Source organism: Microcoleus anatoxicus (genome assembly GCF_042465725.1).
GTDB lineage: Bacteria > Cyanobacteriota > Cyanobacteriia > Cyanobacteriales > Microcoleaceae > Microcoleus > Microcoleus anatoxicus.
The window spans coordinates 979,996-1,001,169 of record NZ_CP120853.1 but is presented as its reverse complement, the minus strand read 5'-3'; the positions used below and the strand labels follow the sequence as shown (position 1 = coordinate 1,001,169).

Here is a 21,174-nt window from a genome sequence, read left to right as displayed (position 1 = left end):
AAGCGCAGGCCGTTATCTCGCAAACGCTGCCTGACCTTGGAGATGGTTCGGAAGCTCGATCGAGAATTAAGGATTCCGGCGAAGATTCTCATCAAGCCTTATGAGTAGCACAAACCCCCGCTTAACCACAATAGAACGCCATTCCAACAACAGTAAAGTAAACTGATGAGTTCATTTGAACTCGGAACAGTTAAAATAGGCAGTAGGTGGAGTGAGTGACCGAAATGCCAACTACTGCTCAGTTAGAGAGTTTATATCGCGTCAGCTATCAGTTGACGTTCATCATGTTGCAACCGATTCATCTGGTTTGTATCGATCGTCGTACTCGAAACGTATACGTTCTAGCTGGATATGGTGAAGACCTTGAGTTTGAAATTGTACCGAATGGGGAGGTATTCTGATGAGCAAAGTGAATTTTGAGGCTATGAGCGATGCCGAATTGAGACGGTACTTTCTGGAAAATCGCCAAGATCGAGCTGCTTGTCAGGCATATTTAGACAGGTTCAGTCAGCGTCCGAAATCAATCATTGCAAGCCCAAGCGATCCCGATTTTGACGCCAAAATTCAGGCCGCAATTCGGCAGAAATTAGAATCATCGCCTAGTAGCCAGCCAGCTAGCAGCACAGTGGAACGGACGGAATAGAGTCACCTTGGAGATGATTCGGAAGCTCGATCGAGAGCTTGACCTACAGAAAATTGGTAGAATCAATAGATACGCTGCGATCGCGCAAGGTCGGAGAGCGATCGAGTGATTCGGGGATTTTGTGAAGAGTTGGGGATTGAGGTGTTCTTATAATTTAGGCAATAAAAAATAATTTTTGCTAAATTGTTAACAACACTCAAAAAAAGTGAACACCATGCTTAACCTCTCCCGTAGCCGCCCCCTGAACCAATTTCAACAGGAAGCTCCTGAGTTGCTTCATCAGTTTGAAATAGATAAAACACCAATCGTAATTACCATTAATGGTAAAGCGGTTGCTGTGCTTCAGGATGCGGAAAGTTATGAAAAACTACTTAATCGGTTAGAACTTCTTGAAACTCTTGCAGGTATTCGTCAAAGCTTAGGGGAATTCGATCGAGGCGAAGGGGTTTCTATTCATCAAGCTTTTGAAGAGCTTCAAAAAAAATATGACCTACCGAGTTGAGATATCTCCTACTGCTATTCATGACATAGAAAATATATTTTTGTGGCTCAAGCTCAATGCTCCTGAAAAATCCTATCGTTGGGTTAGGGGCTGTTATGAAATAATGCTCAAACTGGAAAGCTTTCCTAGTCGTTGTCCCTTGGCATTAGAAAGTGAGTATTTGGATCTGGAAATACGTCAACTTTTATATGAGAAGAAATATCGTATTTTATTTAGTATCGTAGAAAATGAAAATACTAGAATGGTTAAAATTCACCGCGTTCGCCACAGTTCTCAACAAAATTTTGATTCTTTAAAACAGCTTTTGGATAATGATGAAGAAGAGTAAAAATGTTCTTGTGTTGTGATTTCTGAGTTTAAGCGCGATCGGACATCGAAGACTTTGGCCGATCGCCTTAGAGTTACAATCTATGGATCGCGCAAGGTCGGAGAGCGATCGCCTGATTTGGCGATTTTGTGAAAAATTGGCAATTTAAGGAATGGGGGAGTATTTTCAAAGATGGAGACTCAACTATACGAGAAATTCATTCAAAAGGTAATTATTTTAGGTAAACACAAGGAATTTTCATTAACCTCTTCGATCGACAACTATTTAATGATGAATTATCGGCTTAAATTAGAACGAATCGATAAACTAAAAGCTTGGCTAGATGGGTTTAGACCATTCGATTCCACCCTCGTCGCCGAACTCAAAAAGCTCTATGATGTTCGCTTTACTTATAACTCAAATGCCATTGAGGGTAATACTTTAACCCAAAGTGAAACGGAATTAGTTTTAACGAAGGGCATTACTGTGGGGGGCAAAACCCTTGACGAACATTTAGAAGTTATTGGACATAAGGAGGCGATCGATTATATTGAAAATTTAGCCCAAAAAGATACGGAGATTAATGAATGGGAAATCAAGCAAATTCACAATCTTATTCTCCGCAAAATTAACCCGGAGGAAGCGGGTAGTTATCGCACTCTGGATGTGATGGCGGCGGGAACTAACTATCGTTATCCTCCCCATTATTTACTGTCTCAATTAATGAGAGATTTTGCGATATGGCTCAATTCAGAATCTGCCTTAAATCTCCATCCAGTCGAATATGCGACTATGGCTCATTATCGTTTTGTTTCTATCCATCCTTTTCGCGATGGGAATGGTCGAAGCGCCAGATTATTAATGAATTTACTCTTAATTCGTGCTGGCTATCCGATTGTGGTGATTGACAACCAAATCCGCAATGATTATATTAATGCTTTGGCATATGGGCAACAGAATCAAGATGATTTAAGCCAGTTGTTTGCATTGATTTTTGATGCTACGATTAGTTCGCTTGTGGAAGTTTTAAGATTATTGGTGACTGCAAGTAGCAGCAGGGGAAAGGGACAGGCTTTTTATCAGGAGATTACTGATTTTCTCGATCGCAGCGGTGGTTTAGGGAATGGGGAATAGGTAATGGGTAGGATGTTAAACAAAAATGTTCCTGCGTACCAACGCTATCTCGCAAACGCTACCTGACTTTGGAGATGATTCGGAAGCTCGATCGAGAGCTTGACAAATCAGAAAATTGGTAGAATAAATAGATACCCTGCGATCGCGCACTCATGCAACAAGCTAGTAGATCCAAAAAAAAGATGTTTGTGTAAATCGTTAAAATAGTACCAAAAATAACCAAGGAGAAACCCATGTTAACCCTAGAAATGGCAATCCAAAAAATCCAACATTTCCCCCCAAATCAACTCGAAAAGATTTTTGAATATATCGAATTTCTTGAGTTTCAAGCCAATAAAAAAACCTTTGAGCCGATTGATACAAAGTCACAGAAAATATCTTTTACACAAGCAGCCCAAGAGTTTGTTGGTTGTTTAGATAGCGATCTCGAAGATCTTTCCCACAATTCCCAATACCTAAAAGGCTTCGGAGAATGATGAGTAACCCCATTATTTTAGATACTGGAGCACCGGAATTATTAGTAGACCAAATTAGGAGACGGCTTGGCCTTAGTCCCTACAATATTACTTTGGGTAGGGACACTCCAAGAGCCCATAGGTGTCAACTTAAGCTGTCAGCCCGCCAAGTTCATTGGTCATCCCGCGAGTCCTAAGCGGGGTTTAAACCCCTGTCTAATAGCTAAAGTCCTCTCAAAGAGGACTAATGAGTTCTTCAGTCCTCTTTGAGAGGACTTGCGCTTTGAGGCAGGGGTTTAAACCCCTGCCGGACTATTGGTTCTACCTTAAGTTGACACCAATGGGCACTGCCGTCTCCTCTATATTATTCCGGTGTTACCGGAATTAATATCACTAAAAAACCCGTGCATTCGCGCCGGGGGGGAGTGTCAACAACAACTATCATGGCAACTCAACGGAACTGGGTTTAGCAATATGAGGTAATCCCCAGCCCAATTTTTCCCGCAAAACATGGAAAAATTCAGGAGGTTGTACCCGAACAAAACGGGCGCGGTACGGAGCTTTTTCTACTTGCACCCAATCCTCCGGTAGAACATAACATCCCCCGTTCCCGTCTACCACCATAACCAGACGGTTCGGACTTGCTGGCAAAATCTTCACCGGTTCTGTGTTGGAAAATACCAAAGCCCGCGACGCCATGGAATGCGGGCAAATAGGTAGCAATTGCAACACCGGTACTCCCGGAATAATCACTGGGCCGCCAGCAGATAGGGCGTAGGCTGTCGATCCTGTGGGAGTGGAGATGATTATCCCATCGGCGGCAATGTCCACAGAAGCGTGTTGCCCGATCGCCACTTCAAAATGACACATACAAGTCAGCGGTTCTCGGTGCAGCACCATTTCATTCAAACACAGCGCTTCCCAGAGGCAGTCATTGTCGCGAAACAACCGTACTGCTAGCATTGACCTTTCTTCGATTTCGTATTCTCCAGCCAGCACCTTCTCTAAGGCTTGTGGCAGCAAGTTAAGGTAAGTTTCGGTCAAAAAACCCATGTGACCGGTATTGACAGTCAGCAGTGGCACTCCAATGGGAGCGACTTGGCGAAACGCAGACAGCACAGTACCGTCGCCTCCCAACACCACGGCAAATTCCATGTCGCTGTCAAAACCGGGGGGGACGAGTTGGTCGATCGGAGTATGACACATGGGGCGATCGGGACTAGAATAGCCCAAAATTCCCCCGGAACCGGAAACCGCGCAGACATCCCAGCCGATCGCCGTCAGTTGTTCTTTCAACTCTTGGGCGATGCGACAAGATACAGGTTTAACATCGTTGTATATAATCCCAGCTTTCGGCACGATAAACTACCCCGCCCTACTATCGTCGAGGACAAAAACTACGTCCTTTTTATTTGATAGACATCGCAAGAATTGCCAATCTTGAACAGGCAAGATGCCTGTTCCACAATAAATATGGTCGAGGTCTAATAGACATCGCAAGAATTGCCAATCTTGAACAGGCAAGATAGCTGTTCCACAATAAATATGGTCGAAGTCTAATAAATTGAAAAGTTCCCAAGTTCGGGTTGAAAATAGTTTTAATATGGCCTGTCTTGTTGCCGTCATGAAATTTTTATTTAATAAAGTAGATTTTGCAGTTTGTGGCGGCATGGAACCGCCACAAATTACCGACATTTCATCCCCAGACTAAGCAATTTGAGTCAGAGGAATGGGCGATGGGCAAATTAAAATGTAAAAGGCATTTTTTGTTTACCCCGTTTTTTCGTTTTAAGCTGCTCGTACTCTATTTCTTTGAGCTTCTTGGTAATCAGACTAAAGTATTCTTCGAGATAAGATTCCAAAGTAGTAGTCTCTTTGGGGTCTATTCCGAAGACGCTATAAACTTCATCCATCGGAGCTTTCAAGGGTTTTCCTGCCGCCAAAACTTCTGAAAAAGCTAACCTGTCAGCTACATTCCAACTCCACTGAAAGAAGCTAGCAAATTGACGAGTAGCCTTCAACAAAGCATCTGGGGTGCGGGTGATTTTGGCTTCTTTGCCAGATAGTCGTTCGCATAAGCGGACAATTTCTTCAGCATCCCAAGCGCGAGGGCCCACCATCGGAAAGCTTTTTTTCTCAGTTTCGGGAACGGAAAGGGCCCGAACTGCAAATTTAGCCACATCCTGAGTGTTCATGTAGGCAAGGGCTGACGGCTTATTGGGCAACCAAACTCCTTGACTATCCAAAATCGGCATTGCGTACAGGCTTAGCAGTCCTTGCAAAAAGCCACATGGTCTCAAAATTGTGTAATCTAGACCAGATTCTGCTAAAAACAGCTCGGTACAGCGCTTGATTTCTAATAAGGGGACTTGGGGATATTTCTCGGCATCGAGAAACGAAAAGAAGATGTAACGCTTGACGCCTGCTGCTACTGCTGCTTGAATCAGCGATACTTTTCCGTCCCAGTCTACTCTTTTGATGCTTACAGAATCGGCTGCGCTGGCTGTTGCTGCATCGATGATAGCTGTTACTCCTTCTAGTGCAGAAGTTAAGCTATCTGGCTGGCAAAGGTTGCCCGGTACAAGTTCGGCGCCCCATTCTTTTAAAAATGCAGCTTTTCTGTAATTTCTGACCAAGCAACGCACCTGGTAGCCTTCGTCGAGGGCGCGGCGGGCTATTTGGCGGCCGAGTGTGCCGGTGGCACCTAAAATCAATAAAGTCATCTAGGGATTAATTATGAATCTTAAACTTTCAATAAGATGGTATCAGGTTTTTGTTAAGTTTGTTAAAAAAACTTAACAAAAACCTAAGATTTTCTCATTTTGGCGTTGACACCTTCGGCAAAAGGCTGGCTTTCTGATCGATCCCTGTAGGAGACGGCAGTGCCCAAGGAGTGTCAACTTAAGCCTAAAAGCCATATAAATGTAGCTTTTAGGCAAAGTCTAGATCCCCCTAAATCCCCCTTAAGAAGGGGGACGAGAGAAAAGACTCTTGTCCCCCCCTTCTTAAGGGGGGCTCGTTCGGATCTAAGTTTAATAGTCAAACAGCAGTCTGTGACTGGGTTTAACGTTAAGTTGACACTAATGGGCTCGCTTGAGTGTCCCTACTTTATAAGGTGTAATTGAAAAAACTTATTCTTCGCCGCCTTGGAGTTTGAGCAGGAGGAAGCCTCCACCGATACCGACAAAAATTAGGGAAAAGGACAACAAGGCTGCATTTAAAATTTCAGGATTCATGATTTTAGATGTCTAGTTGGACGATCGCATTAAACAAACATAATATAATTTCGGGCAACCAGCTACAGGAATGCTAAAATCTCAGTGCTGAAACTGTTGTTGATTTCTGGAGAAAATGCCTTGATGCTCGATCGAGGATTTAAACTAGCTGTAACTCTGGGAGATCCAGCGGGAATCGGACCAGAAGTGATTCTCAAGGCTTTGGCTGATCCCGCAGAGGCTGTTGGGGTGTGGACGATCGGCTCTCGGACAATTTTGCACCAAACTTATGATAGGTTGCGATCGCTAGATCCATCCGTAGCTTTGGCAAATCCCGACACATTAAATATTATCGATGTCGAATCCGACAGCAAGTGGGGCGAAATTATCCCTGGTGTTGGTAATGCAGCGAGTGGGGCTGCTAGCTTTGCTTATCTCGAAAGTGCGATCGCCCGTACCCTGGCTGGTGAATTTTCGGCGATTGTCACAGGGCCGATTTCCAAAACTTGTTGGCAGGCCGCAGGTTATAATTATCCTGGACAAACAGAGCTTCTGGCAGAAAAAGCGCGATCGAAACGCTTCGGAATGCTGTTTGCAGCCAAATCTCCCCACAGCAACTGGATGCTGATTACTTTACTCGCTACCACACATATTTCCCTACGTCAAGTCCCGGATGCTTTGACTCCAGAGTTGTTGAGCGAAAAACTGGAATTGCTCATCGAGTGTTTGCGGGCAGATTTTGGGATCGAAACACCCAGAATAGCCGTGTCTGGGTTGAATCCTCACAGCGGCGAAAATGGGAAACTGGGAAATGAAGAGCAAGACTGGATGATACCCTGGTTGGAAACTCAGCGCGATCGATTTAGCCAAGTGCAGTTAGACGGGCCAATCCCACCGGATACCCTCTGGGTAAAGCCCGGTAAAGCTTGGTACGGTTTAGCAGCACCAGCTCACGATGCTTATTTGGCAATGTACCACGACCAAGGTTTGATTCCGGTAAAATTAATGGCTTTTGATCGAGCAGTTAACACTACAATTGGCTTGCCCTTTGTCCGCACATCCCCCGATCATGGCACTGCTTTTGATATTGTAGGTAGAGGGATTGCGGATGCTTCCAGCATGAAATCGGCCTTGGAGCTTGGGAGGGAGTTGGCCAGGAGAAGAGCAGTGGTGAAATGGGGCGATCCGCGAGATACTAAATAAAACCGATCGCCCTCTCTCTCCCAGTACAGAGAACCCGGTAAGTGTCTAAAAAGATGAGGTTAATTAACTAAGGTTAATCAAGTATATAGCAATCCTTGCAGGAGTCGCAAGTTTTTTACCCAACCCCAACCCTCCCCTTATTAAGGTCTGGGAGCAAGAAATTCACAAATGATTTAGAATTGCTATAGATAGGTTAGTTAGCTTGATTCTGTTGAAATTTGCTATTGATTTTCCCTTATATGGGGTTGCCAACGGGTGATTTCCTTTCATTAGTCAAAGTCAAATCATGGTATAAAATTATGACAGAATTTAATCTCAATTCAGAGGAAAGGGAGCAATTAGAAAACACTGAAACTGATCCTACAAATCAGATAGGTAGTAATGCTGGCGAGCAACTTCAAGAATTAATGAAAATGCTGGCGGAGTTCCAGTTATTAAAATTTAAAAATGAGTCTAACGAAATTAATTTAAGGTGTACAAAAATGTCTAAAAATAATAATGAGGAGAAAAATGAACCCAATCAGCAGTGGTCTTTTCTGATAGAATCACCAGCAATTATCCCCGAAGTTTTGACAAGTGAACCCGAAAAATCCAGTCATAAAAACATCAAAAAAGAACGGTTCGGATCGCGAAAATCCCAGCCCCAAAACGAAGAAGTGCCTTCGGAGGAAACCTTAGAAGAGGCTAGAGAAAAGTTAAAGCGGTTGCAACAATTACTATTTGAACGGGATTTACCAGAATTTTATGATAATATTTTGAGCGTAGAACAGAGGTTGGCAAACTTTGAAAGGTTGATTTCCGATCCTGATGAGTTGCTAAAATTATTAACACCATTAATTCCTGAGTTGCTGAGCGGCCAAGTCAGGGAATTGAAGTCTGAGTTGCGAGAGGCGATCGCACCGGATGGTAGTCCCAGAATTAATCAGAGCGAAATAGAAGCAAAAGTAGTAGAACTACAAAATCAAATCGCGATTCTATCTCAGCAAAAAATCCCCAATTCCGAACAGTTAATCAAAGGGTTAACTCCCATAATCAGCGATTTGCTCAACCGCAAACTAGAGGAGTCGAAGTTAGCGGTAGACTCAAACATTGCACCGGCAGTTAAGGAAGTAATTAATCACCAAAACGGCCTAGAAGAAAAAGTATTAAATATTGAACATAAAGTTGCTCAAGTTCAACAGCGTTTTCAGCAGCAGCCGGAAGATTTAGTCAAACAACTACTGCCCATAATTAACGAGTCGCTGAATCGGAAAATCAGTGAGTTAAAATCTGAGCTAATCCAGACTGTGACACCCTCAGCCCAGGTGAGAATAGCTTGGGCAGAAATCGAAGAAAAAGTATTAAATATCATCGAAGGGCGACTGCTAGATCAACAACCACAAATTCAGCAGCCGGAAGAAATAATTGGGCGGGTAATGCCAATCATCACGGAGTTACTTAACCGTAAAATAGATGAATCTAAATTAGATTTAGCCGCCCTCATCGAACCTTTGATGGCTAGCCAAAGTCATCAAGAAGTAATTAAAGGGCAACTGTTGAATGTAGAAAATAAAGTTAATCTGATTCAGAAAAAGCAGAATTCTCAACCGGAAGAAATAATGGCCAGGCTGATGCCGTTAATGATTGAGTCGCTGAATCGGAAGATAGATGAGACAAAGTTAGAGGTGAGAGAGGCGATCGCACCAGGCATCAACGAAGCTTTTCAAAACAGTGGCATAGAAGCAAGAATATTAAGAAATGAGCATCAAATTATCGAAGTTCAGCAGGAAACTGTCGCCCAGTTAGAAGGGTTGATGGCAAGGATTATGCCACGGATATCTCAGATGCTGTTGGAAAAAATTAGCGAAGCAAGGGTAGAGATAGAAAGTGCGATCGGTCCCGCGGTGGATGGCATTATTCAAAATAAAAGAATAGAAGAAAGACTGGGGAAAATCGAACAAAAAATTATCGCTATCGAACACCGAATTTATGAATCTACTGACTTGTTTACCGATTTATTGAAACCTTTAATTGACGAACTTATGGTCGGTCATCACAAGCAACTAGAACAATCTGTCATTGAATCAATTTTGCCTTTATTAGATGAAGTTGTTAATTATAATTATCAACTAAATGATAAAGTAGAAAATCTGGAACGTAAAGTCAATGATGCTCAATGGGGTGGCAATGAGGAAGCATTAGTTGCCAAAATTAAAGCCATTTTCCTGGAAATGATGCTAGACACAATTAACGAATCCCAGGAAGCATTTACTGAAACAATTGCCCCCATAATCGATCAAGTAATTAATAATAAAACCAGGGAAAATAGGCAATCGATGGGAATCGCAATATCTCCAGCGATACCTGTGGGAATCAGCCACCGCATCAATGAATCGCCAGATGAGATTGCACAGGCGATCGCACCCGAAATAGCCTCTGCTGTTAGAAGACAAATTAATCTTAATAGAGAAGCGATGTCGGATGCACTCTACCCGATTATAGGTGGTACGATTTTGAAGTACATGGCCGAGACGATACAGGAGATTAATGAAAAACTCGAAAAAGCGGTCAGCTTTGAGGGAATTACCCGCAAATTTAAAGCTAAGTTACAAGGGATTTCTGAAGCAGAATTGCTGATGAAAGAGACCACACCATCAACTGTTAAGGCAGTATTTTTAATTCAAAAAGACTCTGGGTTAGTAATTACAGCAGTGCAACAGTCACAACGGGAGCAGCTAGAATCAGAAATGGTGGCGGGGATGTTGACTGCGATTCGTTCTTTTGTCAACGACTGTATCTCTCAGTCTGGCAATATTGCAGAAATTGATGCCATAGAATATGGCACATCTACGATTGTATTGGAAGTAGCGGGTTCCTGTTATCTAGCGGTAGTGGTGCAAGGAGAAACCCGCCAATGGTTTAAGTACAAAATGCGAGCAATTTTCAAAAATATTGTTCAAGAATACGGCAATAAAATCCAGTCATTTAATGGAGATCCAGCCAGTATCCCTGTGGAAGTCAATTCCGAGTTGCGGAAATTAATTGATACAAATGTCAAAGCTAAATCCACTCAACCTAAAGCGTTATTAATGGTGGGATTTGGACTTTTAGGTTTAATTATAGTACCTTGGGGGATTCATCAATACCGTAGTGGAATTGAACGCAGATTAGAAGCAGAGACAAATTTAGCTTTACAGTCTGCTCCCGAATTATCAGTGTATCGACTCACCGCAGATGTGAAAGGTAAAGTCGCAGAGCTTTCGGGACGAGTACCAAATCAGAAATTGCGTTCAAGAGCCTTACAAATAGCTCAAAGAGTTGTGCCACAATTAACCTTAGACAATAAAATTATAGCTGTGGAAGTACCTCCAGACCCAGTGTTAGTGGAGGCTGATGTCAAGCGGACAGTGGCTCTGTTGAACAAAGTAGAAAGCATTGACATTTCGGCTCGTTATGCGGCAGAGAAAGTCACCGTCGAGGGTAGCGTACTCCAGGCAAAAGATGCTCAGAAAATAACTGAAGCTTTTGCGAAAATTCCGGGGGTGAAGTCTGTCACAAATACAGTGGGAATAGGAACTAAACCCCTGTCTAAGGCAATGGGAATTCGGATTTATTTTGGTGTGGGTGCTGCTACTTTGCAGCCGAACGACATCACCCAAAAAATGAAAGAAATCAAGGCATTTATGGCGGAAAATAAAGGCAAGAATTTTAGAGTAGTTGGACATAGCGATTTTAAAAGCAATCCAGCAGAAAATCAAAGATTGGCACTAGAAAGGGCGAAAAATGTGAAATTAGCTTTAGTTAATAAAGGAATAGACAGTGACAGAATACAAGTTGCTTCTAGCAAAAGTCGTCCCGAAGGCGTGGCGGAAAATCAGCCACTGTGGCTGAGTAGAACAGTAACTTTTGAAGTGGTAAATTAGAAGTGGTCGTTTGTTTTTAAATACACAAAATATAGCAACTACCAAGGCTGTTAATAGCACTGCTATAAAAAGCGATCGCGCTTCAGGTAAACTACAAGGCGATCGCTAATTTTTTGTCAAAATTAATTTGTTCGATCGAGATAATTTACACCCCATTCGTGCATCGCGTCGATGATAGGTTTGAGGCTTTCTCCCAAAGGTGTTACCGAATATTCGACTTTAGGAGGAACCTGTAAGTAAATTTCGCGATGGACAATCCCGTGTGACTCCATCTCGCGCAGTTGTTGCGTCAGCATTTTTTGAGTAATGCCTTTTAAGGCCCTTTGCAACTGATTAAAACGCTTCACACCTTGAAATAGCTCGCGGAGGATTAATACTTTCCAACGTCCGCCAATGACATCTAAAGTTCTTTCTACAACACAACTGGCTCTCTCCGTATCTGTTTTGACTTCCATAGTATCTTTTTGGGTACTACCTTACTTTAAAGTGCATACTTTTATGATTGTTTTACTTAGTTTAAACTACAAATATCCCAAAAGCAGATAGATCTCAAATCTGTTGCCATTCCTGAGAGGATAATTTAATGAGCGCACCTGTTGTTTTTGATAAAAAGCCCGTTGTTATCGAATTAGAGCCTGGTACTTACTATTGGTGTAAGTGTGGTCAATCTCAAAATCAGCCTGATTGTGATGGTAGTCATAAAGGTACGGAATTTGGACCAGTAGCTTTTGAAATTACCGAGAAAAAAACCGTAGCACTTTGCAATTGCAAATATACTAATAATGCCCCGTTTTGTGATGGTACTCACACTCAAATTTAAGGATTTAATTGGCTTTTAATTGCGGTGATTGTTGTTATACCGAATGCGGGCTCCTGCCCACTGAAGTTTTTCTCTCAATGTGCCGTAATAAGAATAGTTTTCTCGCAAAATGATAAATTTAGCCTCGCAGTCCGCCATCCGCACGTCTACGCGCTGTCCTGGCCAAATGGCAGTACCTAAAATCCCATCTGTCCAGAGTTTGGTACTGAGTTCGTAATCTGCTAAGGGCCAAATGCTGACTACAGAACCGGGTGGCAAAACTACGGGGCGGCTGGATAAACTTAAAGGGCAAATGGGGGTAACGGCGATCGCGTCCATGCCAGGGTGTATAATCGGCCCGTTGGCGGATGCGGTGTAGCAAGTCGAACCGGTCGGAGTTGCGACAATTAAGCCGTCGCCCTGATATTGATCCACTACTTCGCCGTCAACTTCCATTTCCAGAATACAACTGGGCATTCGATCGGCGCAAGCAGGTTTGATGCACATTTCATTGAGGGCCAAAAAGCGATCGCTTTCCGGTTCCAGATTAGTTCTATTTCCCTGAAAAATCGCCGCCTGCAACATCATCCGCTTCTGTACGGCGTACCTATCTTCACTAAGTCTGTCCCAAATCTCTTCAGTATTTTGGAAATCCTCAAAAGATTCAGTTAAAAAACCTAAGTGTCCCCCCACATTGGCAGCCAAAATGGGGATACCATCAGCAGCTAAATTTCGGGCAGCAGCGAGGGCAGTGCCGTCACCACCAAGCACCACAGCTAAATCTATGGGGCTGGTACTAGAAGCCAAAAACACTGGGTAGGGGTTATCTTTTGGGCCACTAGGCCCCATCAAAACATGACAACCACGACTTTCTAACTGCCGAGCACATTGTTCTGCCCACCGCTGGCTGAAGGGATCTCTGGCTTTGTGGGCAATAATTACTTGTTTTAGTTGCACAAACTGTCGATTTTAGATTGGGGCTTGGGGATTGTGAGATTTATCGATCGGGGATTGGGGATTGTTAGATTTTATGCTAACTGCAAAATCAACCGATTTGAGATTTTATGGTGGCTGCAAAATCCTAACAGGTGCGATCGCACAAATTGGTTTTGGAGATCATTTTTAGATTCTAAACTATTTTCGAGAATTGCGAGGCAGACGATCGGAATATGTGCGATCGGGCCTAGTCCATAAATTCGATCGCACATCCATTAAAAAAAACCAAATCCCCAAACCTCAATCTCCAAACTGACCCTTTCTGTGGCAATCTAAAAAACAGCAGAGACAATTTTATAAACTTTTGGTAACAGAACCCAGCAATCAATTATGCAAACTCTACCAAATCCAACTAAAACCCCCAACCCTCAACCAGCCTTCGACACCACCATCAAACGGCGCAAAACCAGACCAGTCAAAGTCGGTAGCGTCACCATCGGTGGCGGCAACCCAGTCGTCGTACAATCGATGATTAACGAAGACACCCTCGACATCGACGGTTCAGTAGCCGGAATTAGGCGATTGCACGAGATTGGCTGCGAAATCGTCCGCGTCACCGTGCCCAGCATGGCCCACGCCAAAGCCTTAGCCGAAATCAAGCAAAAACTGATCGCCACCTACCAACCAGTACCCCTCGTTGCCGATGTCCACCACAATGGCATGAAAATCGCCCTAGAAGTGGCCAAACACGTAGACAAAGTGAGAATCAATCCGGGTTTGTACGTGTTCGAGAAACCGAAAGCTGACAGAACCGAATATACCGATGCCGAATTCGCCGAAATTGGCGAAAAAATCCGGGAAACCCTGGAACCCCTAGTGATATCTCTCCGAGATCAGGGCAAAGCTTTGCGAATCGGAGTCAATCACGGTTCCCTTGCCGAAAGGATGCTGTTCACCTACGGCGACACCCCAGAAGGCATGGTAGAATCCGCCCTGGAATTCATCAAAATTTGCGAATCCCTGGACTTCGGCAACATCGTCATTTCCCTGAAAGCCTCCCGTGCCCCGGTGATGGTAGCGGCTTACCGCTTAATGGCACACCGGATGGACCAACTGGGCATGGATTACCCCCTGCATTTGGGTGTCACCGAAGCTGGCGACGGGGAATATGGCCGTATCAAGTCCACCGCGGGGATCGCACCGCTATTGGCTGACGGCATCGGCGACACCATCCGCGTCTCCCTGACAGAGGCCCCTGAAAAGGAAATTCCTGTCTGCTACAGCATTCTGCAAGCCTTGGGATTGCGGAAAACGATGGTTGAGTATGTGGCTTGTCCTTCCTGTGGTCGTACTTTGTTTAATTTAGAGGAAGTGCTGCACAAAGTGAGGGCGGCGACGCAGCATCTGACGGGTTTGGATATAGCAGTAATGGGCTGTATTGTCAATGGGCCTGGAGAAATGGCTGATGCTGACTATGGTTATGTGGGGAAGCAGGCTGGTTATATTTCGCTGTACCGGGGCCGGGAAGAAATTAAGAAGGTGCCGGAGGACAGAGGTGTGGAAGAATTGATTAATTTGATTAAGTCGGACGATCGCTGGGTGGAACCTTAAGTAAGCGGATGCCGGATGATTAATTTCAAATTCGGTAGTTACCCAAAGTAAGGGGCGGGTTGATTGAGATGGTTTGTATTCATCAAAAATGATTCGTAAAACCCGCCCCTACAAGCCATTTTAGGCGATCGCAGAATTTTATTTATCTCTATAAATAAATTCTACCTATGGGGCATATAACCCCGATCGCACAAATGCTTTGAGAGCAGCGCGAAGATATTTAAATCAAGTCTTTAAGCATTAAGTTAAATCGGGATGACAGGATTTGAACCTGCGACATCCTGCTCCCAAAGCAGGCGCGCTACCAAACTGCGCTACATCCCGGTGTGGTAGTTATCCACCCCATGACCATTAACACATAAAACCAGGAACTTGTCAAGCTATTTTTTCATTTGAACTCGAAATGTACTTCCAAGGGTGATGCCAGCGTCAATCGGGCAAGGCCCCCAAAAATCAACGCTGACCTGTACCGATCGACTAATCTGGATACCAGAACATACCTTTAATCCCCTCTGGATCTGACATAAAGCCCAAATTTCGGTAAAAATCCACAACTTGAGGGTCAGCAAATAAGGTAATGTTGCTGATGTCTTCACTACGGAGTTTTTTAATGATGTATTTCATCAGTGCCTTGCCCATACCCTTACCTTGGTAATCAGGATGAACTACCACATCCCATAGCGTGGCATTAAAAGCGTGGTCTGAAGTCGCTCTGGCGAAACCTACCAGCCGTCGCTGGGGGCCCCGGATCTCCCACATAGAGACGACTAAGAAGCTGTGTACAATAGCTTTTTTGACTTTTCGCAGGGGACGGCGGGACCAACCAACTGCATTACAAAGTTCTTCGAGTTCGTAGAGGTCAATATCCCGATCGCAACTAAAAAAGATGCGAGCGTTGCCGAGGGAGTTGGGTTTGCGAAAAGTTGGGGACAGCGGATCGCCAGACCCAACAGTCACATCTTCCTCAAATTCTGCTGTTTGGGGTACAGAGGCAGACTCAGAACTACTAAATAAGTTTTTCCAAAAACCCATGCAGGCGCGGTTAAGGTAGTAGAAGTTGGACGACGTTACAGAGAGCCCGAAACATAGACCCACTCCGATCGGGATGGGATGAATTGCGGGTAATCTTTTGAGCAACAGTTTACGGTACACTCATCTTACGCCGAAAAGACGGATTTGTCGTCCCACATTGAGTCTCCACTATTCTGATGCTGATCAAGTTGGGTACAAATTCATCCGTGGAGACTTTAAACCTCTTCGCATCGTTCCTGTGCATGGCGATCGGAACCTAGTATATCTCCCGCACCTTCCCCTCAATTATGGCTTCGGGTTTAAAACCATCTACACTAGAACTGCTCAAGCGCTTTAACCGGGCGTTTCCGCAGTTTTACGAGCAATTTGTCAGCAGTGAAATTCAACTGCAAAACCTCAAATTAGCTTATCAACTGTATAAAACTAGACAAGCAGTCATCGAAGTCAGACCGGAAGGTAACAAAAGTGCCCTGCATTTTGCTTATCGCAACCAGTCTTTTTTGTTGAGTGATATTTTTGGAGTCCTGGCCGCCTATGGACTAACGATTCATAGTCTGAGTCTATACGGTCAAATTTACCCGCCGATGTTGGTATTTATCAAATTGGTAGTATCTCGCGGAGGCAAGGTACTGGCAGATAAAACCGCAGAAAACGTCTGTAGGGCGGTTAGAGAGGCCTTGGCAGGACATTTTGAAGTTGAAGAGATGTTGGCGGTGGAATTTAATCTAGACGCGGGTTTAGAGGACGTGGCAACGGAATTCTACGTCGATCCAGTGTTCCACTTGCCAGCTTTGCTGATTGAAGCAGACAATCAGCCTGGACTTTTTTACAAAGTTATGTATGCCATTTGGCAAGAGGATTTGTTGGTGGTGAATGCTAATTTACTGGTTTGGCGGGGGCGGACTCGTTTAATTCTCTACTTGTTGGGCCCCAATGAAAGTTTAATTCCTGAGTATTTGGGGCAGAAAATTGCTGAGGGGGTGCGCCAAAGATTGCTGGGCGATCGATTTTAGAGAGGTCTGGGTGGTTGACAAAAATCCGCTCCTGCTGACTTCTTTCTTCTGCTATAGGGCGTCGCGTGAGAACCCCGGTCTTTCAAGCTCTTGATGAAACGCAGTTGCAGTCTGATAGCTGCCAGTCTCTGCTATGGAAGCAAACACAACCCGGATAGTCTTTTAGATTGTCCGGGTTTTTAGCTAAACTATAGTATATTAGTATAATGCAGAACAAGTAGGCGTATCAACTACGTGTTAAACCATTCCTAGAACGGTGAGATTCCGGGCAGTAAGACACCCTCAGCATTTTTGTCTGAGAAAGACTATGGCACTGCCAAGCAGCGCAGGATGGGGAGCGTACCGAACTGGCAATAGTGTTGATGCATTGCGAACGAAAGCATAAGGCAAAAAGTAAACGTAATTGCAGCACCAAAAGGTAGTTGTTTTGAACGTCTAGAGGTGTCTTGACAGCGCCTTTAAGAGTGTCAAAGCTTCTTAAGAATCTCCGTACCGACCGGGCGGAGAGTGTCAAAACTGAATAGTGGCAAATTGTTTGAATTCAAATTCAGCTTAAATATCTGTGCGCGTCAACCTCACCGATCGGCAACAACACATCCTGTGGGCAACGGTTCGCCACTATATTGCTACAGCCGAACCCGTTGGCTCAAAAGCTTTGGTTGATGAGTACAAACTCACTGTCAGCCCAGCTACAATTCGCAATGCGATGGGAACTCTCGAAAAAGCAGGACTCCTCTATCAACCTCACACTTCTGCAGGACGTGTCCCCTCTGATTCTGGCTACAGACTTTATGTCGATCGACTGATCCAGCCTTCAGAGAAACTCGCCGGTAAGGTGGAACAGGTACTCGACCAGCTCAATTGGTCTGATGGTCGTCGCTCGGCGGTACTTCGAGGTGCCGCTCAAATTCTGGCGACTATTAGCGGTTACATTGCCCTGATCACCATACCCCAAACCAATATCGCTTGCTTGCGACACTTGCAACTGGTGCAGCTAGAACCCGGAAAGGTGATGCTGATAGTGGTGACAGATGCCTACGAAACCCAGTCAGTGTTGGTGCAGTTACCTCAAGACACAGAAGGTAAAAAGCTGGATGTAGAAATAGTCGATCGCGAATTACAGATTTTATCCAATTTTTTGAACTCTAAATTGCGCGGGCGCTCGTTCTCGGAACTCAGTACGATCGCGCTTAGCGAATTAAACCAGGACTTTGAACTGTACGCTGAGTTGATGGGAACTATGCTGGCGGCCTTGAGCCGTCGGGCCGAGACTCCCACCTACACCCGGATTTTGATCGGCGGTTTGGCTGAAGCATTACGTTTACCGGAGTTCTCGCAGTTGCAGCAAGTTCAAACCCTCGTTCAACTCCTCGAACAAGAACAGGAACTACTTTGGCCTTTAATCTTTGAATCTCCAGACTTGGAAACCGCCGGTAGACGGGTGACAGTCAGAATTGGCTCGGAAAACTCCCTAGAACCAATTCGCGGTTGTACTCTGATTTCTTCCACTTATCGGCGCGGCTCTTTACCTGTGGGGAGTGTTGGGGTTTTGGGACCGACGCGGATGGTGTACGAAAATGCGATCGCAGTTGTGGAAGCAGCCGCAGATTATTTGTCGGAAGCCATTGGCGGAAATCGAGCTAATTTTCCTGAAGCCGATCCATAGATTCCGCATAGTAGATTCATAGATGCACCCTGATTTGATACCCCCAAGTTTAATAGCTTGGGTTTTTTTTTGCATATATCATAGCATATTTTGGATTCAGATTTGGAAGTTCAGGGGCGGATGTCATCAAACTAAAGTCAGTAGTCATTAGTCATCTGCCACTCTCCCGGTCTGGCACTATTCCCCTGTGCCAATGCCCCACTCTGGGGCAATAGACTATTTTTCAAAGAAAAGTCAAAATATTAAGACATTTTTGAGAGTTGGTCAAAAATATGTAAAAAAGATTAATGTAGTTATTAAACCCATTTGTCTGTTGGGAATAACCAGGGTTGGCAAATTGCAAATAGCTTCCAGCCAATTTAGCAAAATTGCCACTCCAGCTAAGGTTCAACTCTTAAGTTAAGATCGAAGGCGAGATTTAAGTAATTTTTTTTAGGATTAAATGAAATCGATCGATAACAGTAAAAATACCTTTGCGATCACAACCCCTCTGTACTATGTAAACGATTTACCTCACCTTGGCAGCGCTTACACCACTATGGCGGCTGATGCTATAGCCAGATTTGAGCGGCTGCGGGGTAAGTCAGTCTTGCTAGTTACAGGGACAGACGAGCACGGACAGAAAATTCAACGCACCGCCGAGAGTTTGGGGCGATCGCCCCAGGGTCACTGCGATCTAGTTGTTCCGGGCTTTGAGGCGCTTTGGGAAAAATTCAACATCCAGTACGATCGCTTTATCCGCACGACATCCAGACGCCACGAGTATATTGTCAAAGAATTCTTCCAGCGGGTTTGGAATTCCGGCGACATCTACTTGAATCAGCAACAAGGCTGGTACTGCGTTTCCTGCGAAGAATTTAAAGAAGAACGGGATTTGTTACCGGGGCACCGGTGTTCCATCCACACCAGCAAAGAAGTTGAGTGGCGCGATGAGGAAAACTACTTTTTCCGCCTGTCGCGCTATCAAGAGAAACTGCTAGCCCTCTATGTTGAACGTCCCGATTTCATCGCGCCGGAAAGTCGGCGCAACGAAGTTCTCAGCTTTGTCAACTCTGGACTGCAAGACTTTTCAATTTCTAGAGTGAATGTGGCATGGGGTTTGCCGGTGCCGGTTGACCCTAGTCATACCATCTATGTCTGGTTTGATGCTTTGGTAGGATACATCACCGCCCTGGTGGATGCTGACATCGACCCCACTTTAGAGAATGCTTTATCTAAATGGTGGCCAGTTGACCTCCACTTAATTGGCAAAGATATTCTCCGTTTCCACGCAGTTTATTGGCCGGCAATGCTGATGTCTGCTGGTTTGCCGATGCCTGGTCGTGTCTTCGCCCACGGCTTTTTGACCAAAGACGGCAAAAAAATGGGTAAAACTGAGGGTAATACTTTAGACCCAGTTTCATTGGTCAATAAATACGGTGCTGATGCGGCGCGTTACTATTTCTTAAAAGAAATTGAGTTCGGACAGGACGGCGATTTTAACGAAACTCGGTTTATCAATACATTGAATGCTGAGTTAGCACATGATTTTGGAAATTTGCTTAACCGTACTTTAAACATGGCCCACAAATATTGCGATGGTTGTGTTCCTAATGTATTGGGCGAAAACATTTCCAGCGATAACCTTCTCAAGGGTATGAGCCTGAATTTGGGCGAAGAAGTCGCTGGTTATTATGAAGACTTAGCTTTTAGCAAAGCTTGCGAAGCTATACTGGCTTTGGTGCGAGCTGGAAATAAGTTTATTGATGTGCAAGCACCTTGGAGTTTGTATAAGCAAGGACAGTTAGAATCTGTCCAACAAGTGCTATATTCGGTTCTGGAATCTGTTAGACTGGCATCTTACCTTTTATCGCCGATTATACCCAATATCAGCAGTGCGATTTATCAGCAGCTCGGTTTTTCAATTGACTTTAACGATTATCTAAAAGTTAACTGTTTAGCAACTTTTGCAACTCACTCGGTCTGGGGCGCTTTACCAGCAAACCAAGCTCTGGGAGAAGCTCAGCCTGTTTTTAAGCGACTAGAACTGCTGGAAAAAGTACCGTCGTAGTTGACATTAGGCGATCGGGGTGCGATGACCGATCGCAAATTAGCACTTATTTCATTACCTAATCTTTCATAAAAAATTGAGGCATAACAATCATGTTGAATAGAATAGAAAGCAACGATCTTTTTACGCCGGAACAAGTTTTAGAAAATCGGGGACGAGTGGCAATCTTTATTGATGGCTCTAACTTGTTTTATGCTGCTTTACAATTAGGGATTGAGATTGATTATACCAAGCTTCTGTGCCGTTTAACGGCTGGTTCCCGGCTGCTGCGGTCTTTTTTCTACACTGGTGTCGATCGCACTAACGAGAAACAACAGGGGTTTTTGCTGTGGATGCGCCGCAACGGATACCGGGTAATTTCTAAGGATTTGGTGCAGTTACCAGATGGTTCTAAGAAAGCGAACTTAGATGTAGAAATTGCAGTGGATATGATGGCTTTGGTTGGTTCCTATGACACGGCGGTTTTGGTCAGTGGCGATGGCGATTTGGCCTATGCTGTGGATGCTGTTAGCTATCGTGGCGTGCGGGTTGAGGTGGTGAGTTTGCGATCGATGACTAGCGACAGTTTAATTAATGTAGCCGATCGCTACATCGATTTGGAAATGATTAAGGACGATATCCAAAAAACATCGCGCCCTAACTATGCTTATCGCCCCTTGTCTGGCTTGAGCTTGATGGACGAACATGACGATAGATAGGAAGTTGG

General features: G+C 44.4%; 21 protein-coding genes and 1 tRNA gene. 15 read left to right on the top strand and 7 right to left on the bottom strand.

Annotated features, from left to right (window positions below; genetic code table 11):
* Positions 1-224 precede the first annotated feature (224 nt).
* The 6 genes from P2A85_RS04215 to P2A85_RS04190 all read left to right on the top strand — a co-directional run bounded on the left by P2A85_RS04215 (position 225) and on the right by P2A85_RS04190 (position 3,062).
* Positions 225-401, top strand: coding sequence for a DUF6888 family protein (locus tag P2A85_RS04215; protein WP_341739112.1), 177 nt, complete (start codon positions 225-227; stop codon positions 399-401).
* On the top strand, positions 401-643 hold the full coding sequence (locus P2A85_RS04210) for a DUF6887 family protein (protein ID WP_377477735.1): 243 nt from the start codon (positions 401-403) through the stop codon (positions 641-643). The genes P2A85_RS04215 and P2A85_RS04210 overlap by 1 nt, the downstream gene beginning before the upstream one ends.
* Positions 644-857: 214 nt before the next feature.
* Positions 858-1,145, top strand: a complete 288-nt coding sequence (locus P2A85_RS04205; protein ID WP_293186934.1) for a type II toxin-antitoxin system Phd/YefM family antitoxin — start codon at positions 858-860, stop codon at positions 1,143-1,145.
* Positions 1,129-1,473 carry a type II toxin-antitoxin system RelE/ParE family toxin gene (locus P2A85_RS04200; protein WP_293197523.1) on the top strand — a complete coding sequence of 115 codons (345 nt, stop codon included), beginning with the start codon at positions 1,129-1,131 and terminating at the stop codon, positions 1,471-1,473. The genes P2A85_RS04205 and P2A85_RS04200 overlap by 17 nt, the downstream gene beginning before the upstream one ends.
* A 171-nt stretch (positions 1,474-1,644) precedes the next feature.
* Complete coding sequence (locus P2A85_RS04195; RefSeq protein WP_377477733.1) at positions 1,645-2,586, top strand: Fic family protein; 942 nt, start codon at positions 1,645-1,647, stop codon at positions 2,584-2,586.
* A gap of 233 nt (positions 2,587-2,819) precedes the next feature.
* Entirely contained in the window at positions 2,820-3,062 is a 243-nt protein-coding gene (locus P2A85_RS04190; RefSeq protein ID WP_096829645.1) for a hypothetical protein, read from the top strand.
* Between the two features lie 420 nt (positions 3,063-3,482).
* Here P2A85_RS04190 and P2A85_RS04185 read toward each other — a convergent pair whose 3' ends face one another.
* Positions 3,483-4,400: an NAD(+) kinase gene (locus P2A85_RS04185; RefSeq protein WP_377477731.1), complete on the bottom strand. Its 918-nt coding sequence runs from the start codon at positions 4,398-4,400 to the stop codon at positions 3,483-3,485.
* Positions 4,401-4,605: 205 nt separating this feature from the next.
* Here P2A85_RS04185 and P2A85_RS04180 point away from each other — a divergent pair, with 205 nt between their 5' ends.
* Positions 4,606-4,752: a hypothetical protein gene (locus P2A85_RS04180; RefSeq protein WP_377477729.1), complete on the top strand. Its 147-nt coding sequence runs from the start codon at positions 4,606-4,608 to the stop codon at positions 4,750-4,752.
* Positions 4,753-4,786: 34 nt separating this feature from the next.
* Here the strand turns inward: P2A85_RS04180 and P2A85_RS04175 are convergent, their stop codons facing one another.
* Both P2A85_RS04175 and P2A85_RS04170 read right to left on the bottom strand, forming a co-directional pair.
* On the bottom strand, positions 4,787-5,764 hold the full coding sequence (locus tag P2A85_RS04175; protein ID WP_377477728.1) for an NmrA family NAD(P)-binding protein: 978 nt from the start codon (positions 5,762-5,764) through the stop codon (positions 4,787-4,789).
* Positions 5,765-6,172: 408 nt separating this feature from the next.
* Entirely contained in the window at positions 6,173-6,277 is a 105-nt protein-coding gene (locus P2A85_RS04170; protein WP_340517484.1) for a PetM family cytochrome b6-f complex subunit 7, read from the bottom strand.
* A gap of 123 nt (positions 6,278-6,400) precedes the next feature.
* Between P2A85_RS04170 and pdxA the strand changes: the two genes are divergently transcribed.
* Both pdxA and P2A85_RS04160 read left to right on the top strand, forming a co-directional pair.
* Positions 6,401-7,459 (top strand): 4-hydroxythreonine-4-phosphate dehydrogenase PdxA, encoded by a 1,059-nt coding sequence (gene pdxA, locus P2A85_RS04165; RefSeq protein ID WP_377481305.1) that lies wholly within the window; start codon positions 6,401-6,403, stop codon positions 7,457-7,459.
* Positions 7,460-7,758: 299 nt separating this feature from the next.
* Positions 7,759-11,361 (top strand): OmpA family protein, encoded by a 3,603-nt coding sequence (locus P2A85_RS04160; protein WP_377477726.1) that lies wholly within the window; start codon positions 7,759-7,761, stop codon positions 11,359-11,361.
* 122 nt (positions 11,362-11,483) lie between these two features.
* On the opposite strand, the gene P2A85_RS04155 is transcribed toward P2A85_RS04160, so the two are convergent.
* Entirely contained in the window at positions 11,484-11,816 is a 333-nt protein-coding gene (locus P2A85_RS04155; protein WP_377477725.1) for a winged helix-turn-helix transcriptional regulator, read from the bottom strand.
* 128 nt (positions 11,817-11,944) lie between these two features.
* Between P2A85_RS04155 and P2A85_RS04150 the strand changes: the two genes are divergently transcribed.
* Positions 11,945-12,181: a CDGSH iron-sulfur domain-containing protein gene (locus tag P2A85_RS04150; protein ID WP_377477723.1), complete on the top strand. Its 237-nt coding sequence runs from the start codon at positions 11,945-11,947 to the stop codon at positions 12,179-12,181.
* Between the two features lie 15 nt (positions 12,182-12,196).
* On the opposite strand, the gene P2A85_RS04145 is transcribed toward P2A85_RS04150, so the two are convergent.
* On the bottom strand, positions 12,197-13,117 hold the full coding sequence (locus P2A85_RS04145) for an NAD(+) kinase (RefSeq protein ID WP_340517473.1): 921 nt from the start codon (positions 13,115-13,117) through the stop codon (positions 12,197-12,199).
* A 369-nt stretch (positions 13,118-13,486) separates the two neighbouring features.
* Between P2A85_RS04145 and ispG the strand changes: the two genes are divergently transcribed.
* A complete protein-coding gene (gene ispG / locus P2A85_RS04140; RefSeq protein ID WP_340517471.1) occupies positions 13,487-14,707 on the top strand; it encodes a (E)-4-hydroxy-3-methylbut-2-enyl-diphosphate synthase in 1,221 nt (406 codons plus the stop codon).
* Positions 14,708-14,957: 250 nt separating this feature from the next.
* Here the strand turns inward: ispG and P2A85_RS04135 are convergent.
* Together P2A85_RS04135 and P2A85_RS04130 are read right to left on the bottom strand one after the other, a co-directional pair.
* Positions 14,958-15,031, bottom strand: a tRNA-Pro gene (locus tag P2A85_RS04135).
* Positions 15,032-15,184: 153 nt separating this feature from the next.
* Positions 15,185-15,739, bottom strand: coding sequence for a GNAT family N-acetyltransferase (locus P2A85_RS04130; RefSeq protein WP_377481302.1), 555 nt, complete (start codon positions 15,737-15,739; stop codon positions 15,185-15,187).
* Positions 15,740-16,026: 287 nt separating this feature from the next.
* On the opposite strand from P2A85_RS04130, the gene P2A85_RS04125 reads away from it, so the two are divergent.
* The 4 genes from P2A85_RS04125 to P2A85_RS04110 all read left to right on the top strand — a co-directional run bounded on the left by P2A85_RS04125 (position 16,027) and on the right by P2A85_RS04110 (position 21,166).
* On the top strand, positions 16,027-16,752 hold the full coding sequence (locus P2A85_RS04125; RefSeq protein ID WP_236505957.1) for a hypothetical protein: 726 nt from the start codon (positions 16,027-16,029) through the stop codon (positions 16,750-16,752).
* A gap of 562 nt (positions 16,753-17,314) precedes the next feature.
* Entirely contained in the window at positions 17,315-18,418 is a 1,104-nt protein-coding gene (gene hrcA / locus P2A85_RS04120; protein ID WP_377477721.1) for a heat-inducible transcriptional repressor HrcA, read from the top strand.
* Between the two features lie 442 nt (positions 18,419-18,860).
* Positions 18,861-20,468, top strand: a complete 1,608-nt coding sequence (metG, locus tag P2A85_RS04115) for a methionine--tRNA ligase (protein WP_377477720.1) — start codon at positions 18,861-18,863, stop codon at positions 20,466-20,468.
* 92 nt (positions 20,469-20,560) lie between these two features.
* Entirely contained in the window at positions 20,561-21,166 is a 606-nt protein-coding gene (locus P2A85_RS04110; RefSeq protein ID WP_096831201.1) for an NYN domain-containing protein, read from the top strand.
* Positions 21,167-21,174: the final 8 nt, after the last annotated feature.

Excerpts from the sequence above, each read along its gene's own strand:
- P2A85_RS04215 (WP_341739112.1), top strand. The coding sequence starts at position 225 with ATGCCAACTACTGCTCAGTTAGAGAGTTTATATCGCGTCAGCTATCAG.
- P2A85_RS04210 (WP_377477735.1), top strand. The coding sequence starts at position 401 with ATGAGCAAAGTGAATTTTGAGGCTATGAGCGATGCCGAATTGAGACGG.
- P2A85_RS04205 (WP_293186934.1), top strand. The coding sequence starts at position 858 with ATGCTTAACCTCTCCCGTAGCCGCCCCCTGAACCAATTTCAACAGGAA.
- P2A85_RS04200 (WP_293197523.1), top strand. The coding sequence starts at position 1,129 with ATGACCTACCGAGTTGAGATATCTCCTACTGCTATTCATGACATAGAA.
- P2A85_RS04195 (WP_377477733.1), top strand. The coding sequence starts at position 1,645 with ATGGAGACTCAACTATACGAGAAATTCATTCAAAAGGTAATTATTTTA.
- P2A85_RS04190 (WP_096829645.1), top strand. The coding sequence starts at position 2,820 with ATGTTAACCCTAGAAATGGCAATCCAAAAAATCCAACATTTCCCCCCA.
- P2A85_RS04175 (WP_377477728.1), bottom strand. The coding sequence starts at position 5,764 with ATGACTTTATTGATTTTAGGTGCCACCGGCACACTCGGCCGCCAAATA.
- P2A85_RS04170 (WP_340517484.1), bottom strand. The coding sequence starts at position 6,277 with ATGAATCCTGAAATTTTAAATGCAGCCTTGTTGTCCTTTTCCCTAATT.
- pdxA (WP_377481305.1), top strand. The coding sequence starts at position 6,401 with ATGCTCGATCGAGGATTTAAACTAGCTGTAACTCTGGGAGATCCAGCG.
- P2A85_RS04160 (WP_377477726.1), top strand. The coding sequence starts at position 7,759 with ATGACAGAATTTAATCTCAATTCAGAGGAAAGGGAGCAATTAGAAAAC.
- P2A85_RS04155 (WP_377477725.1), bottom strand. The coding sequence starts at position 11,816 with ATGGAAGTCAAAACAGATACGGAGAGAGCCAGTTGTGTTGTAGAAAGA.
- P2A85_RS04150 (WP_377477723.1), top strand. The coding sequence starts at position 11,945 with ATGAGCGCACCTGTTGTTTTTGATAAAAAGCCCGTTGTTATCGAATTA.
- ispG (WP_340517471.1), top strand. The coding sequence starts at position 13,487 with ATGCAAACTCTACCAAATCCAACTAAAACCCCCAACCCTCAACCAGCC.
- P2A85_RS04130 (WP_377481302.1), bottom strand. The coding sequence starts at position 15,739 with ATGGGTTTTTGGAAAAACTTATTTAGTAGTTCTGAGTCTGCCTCTGTA.
- P2A85_RS04125 (WP_236505957.1), top strand. The coding sequence starts at position 16,027 with ATGGCTTCGGGTTTAAAACCATCTACACTAGAACTGCTCAAGCGCTTT.
- metG (WP_377477720.1), top strand. The coding sequence starts at position 18,861 with ATGAAATCGATCGATAACAGTAAAAATACCTTTGCGATCACAACCCCT.
- P2A85_RS04110 (WP_096831201.1), top strand. The coding sequence starts at position 20,561 with ATGTTGAATAGAATAGAAAGCAACGATCTTTTTACGCCGGAACAAGTT.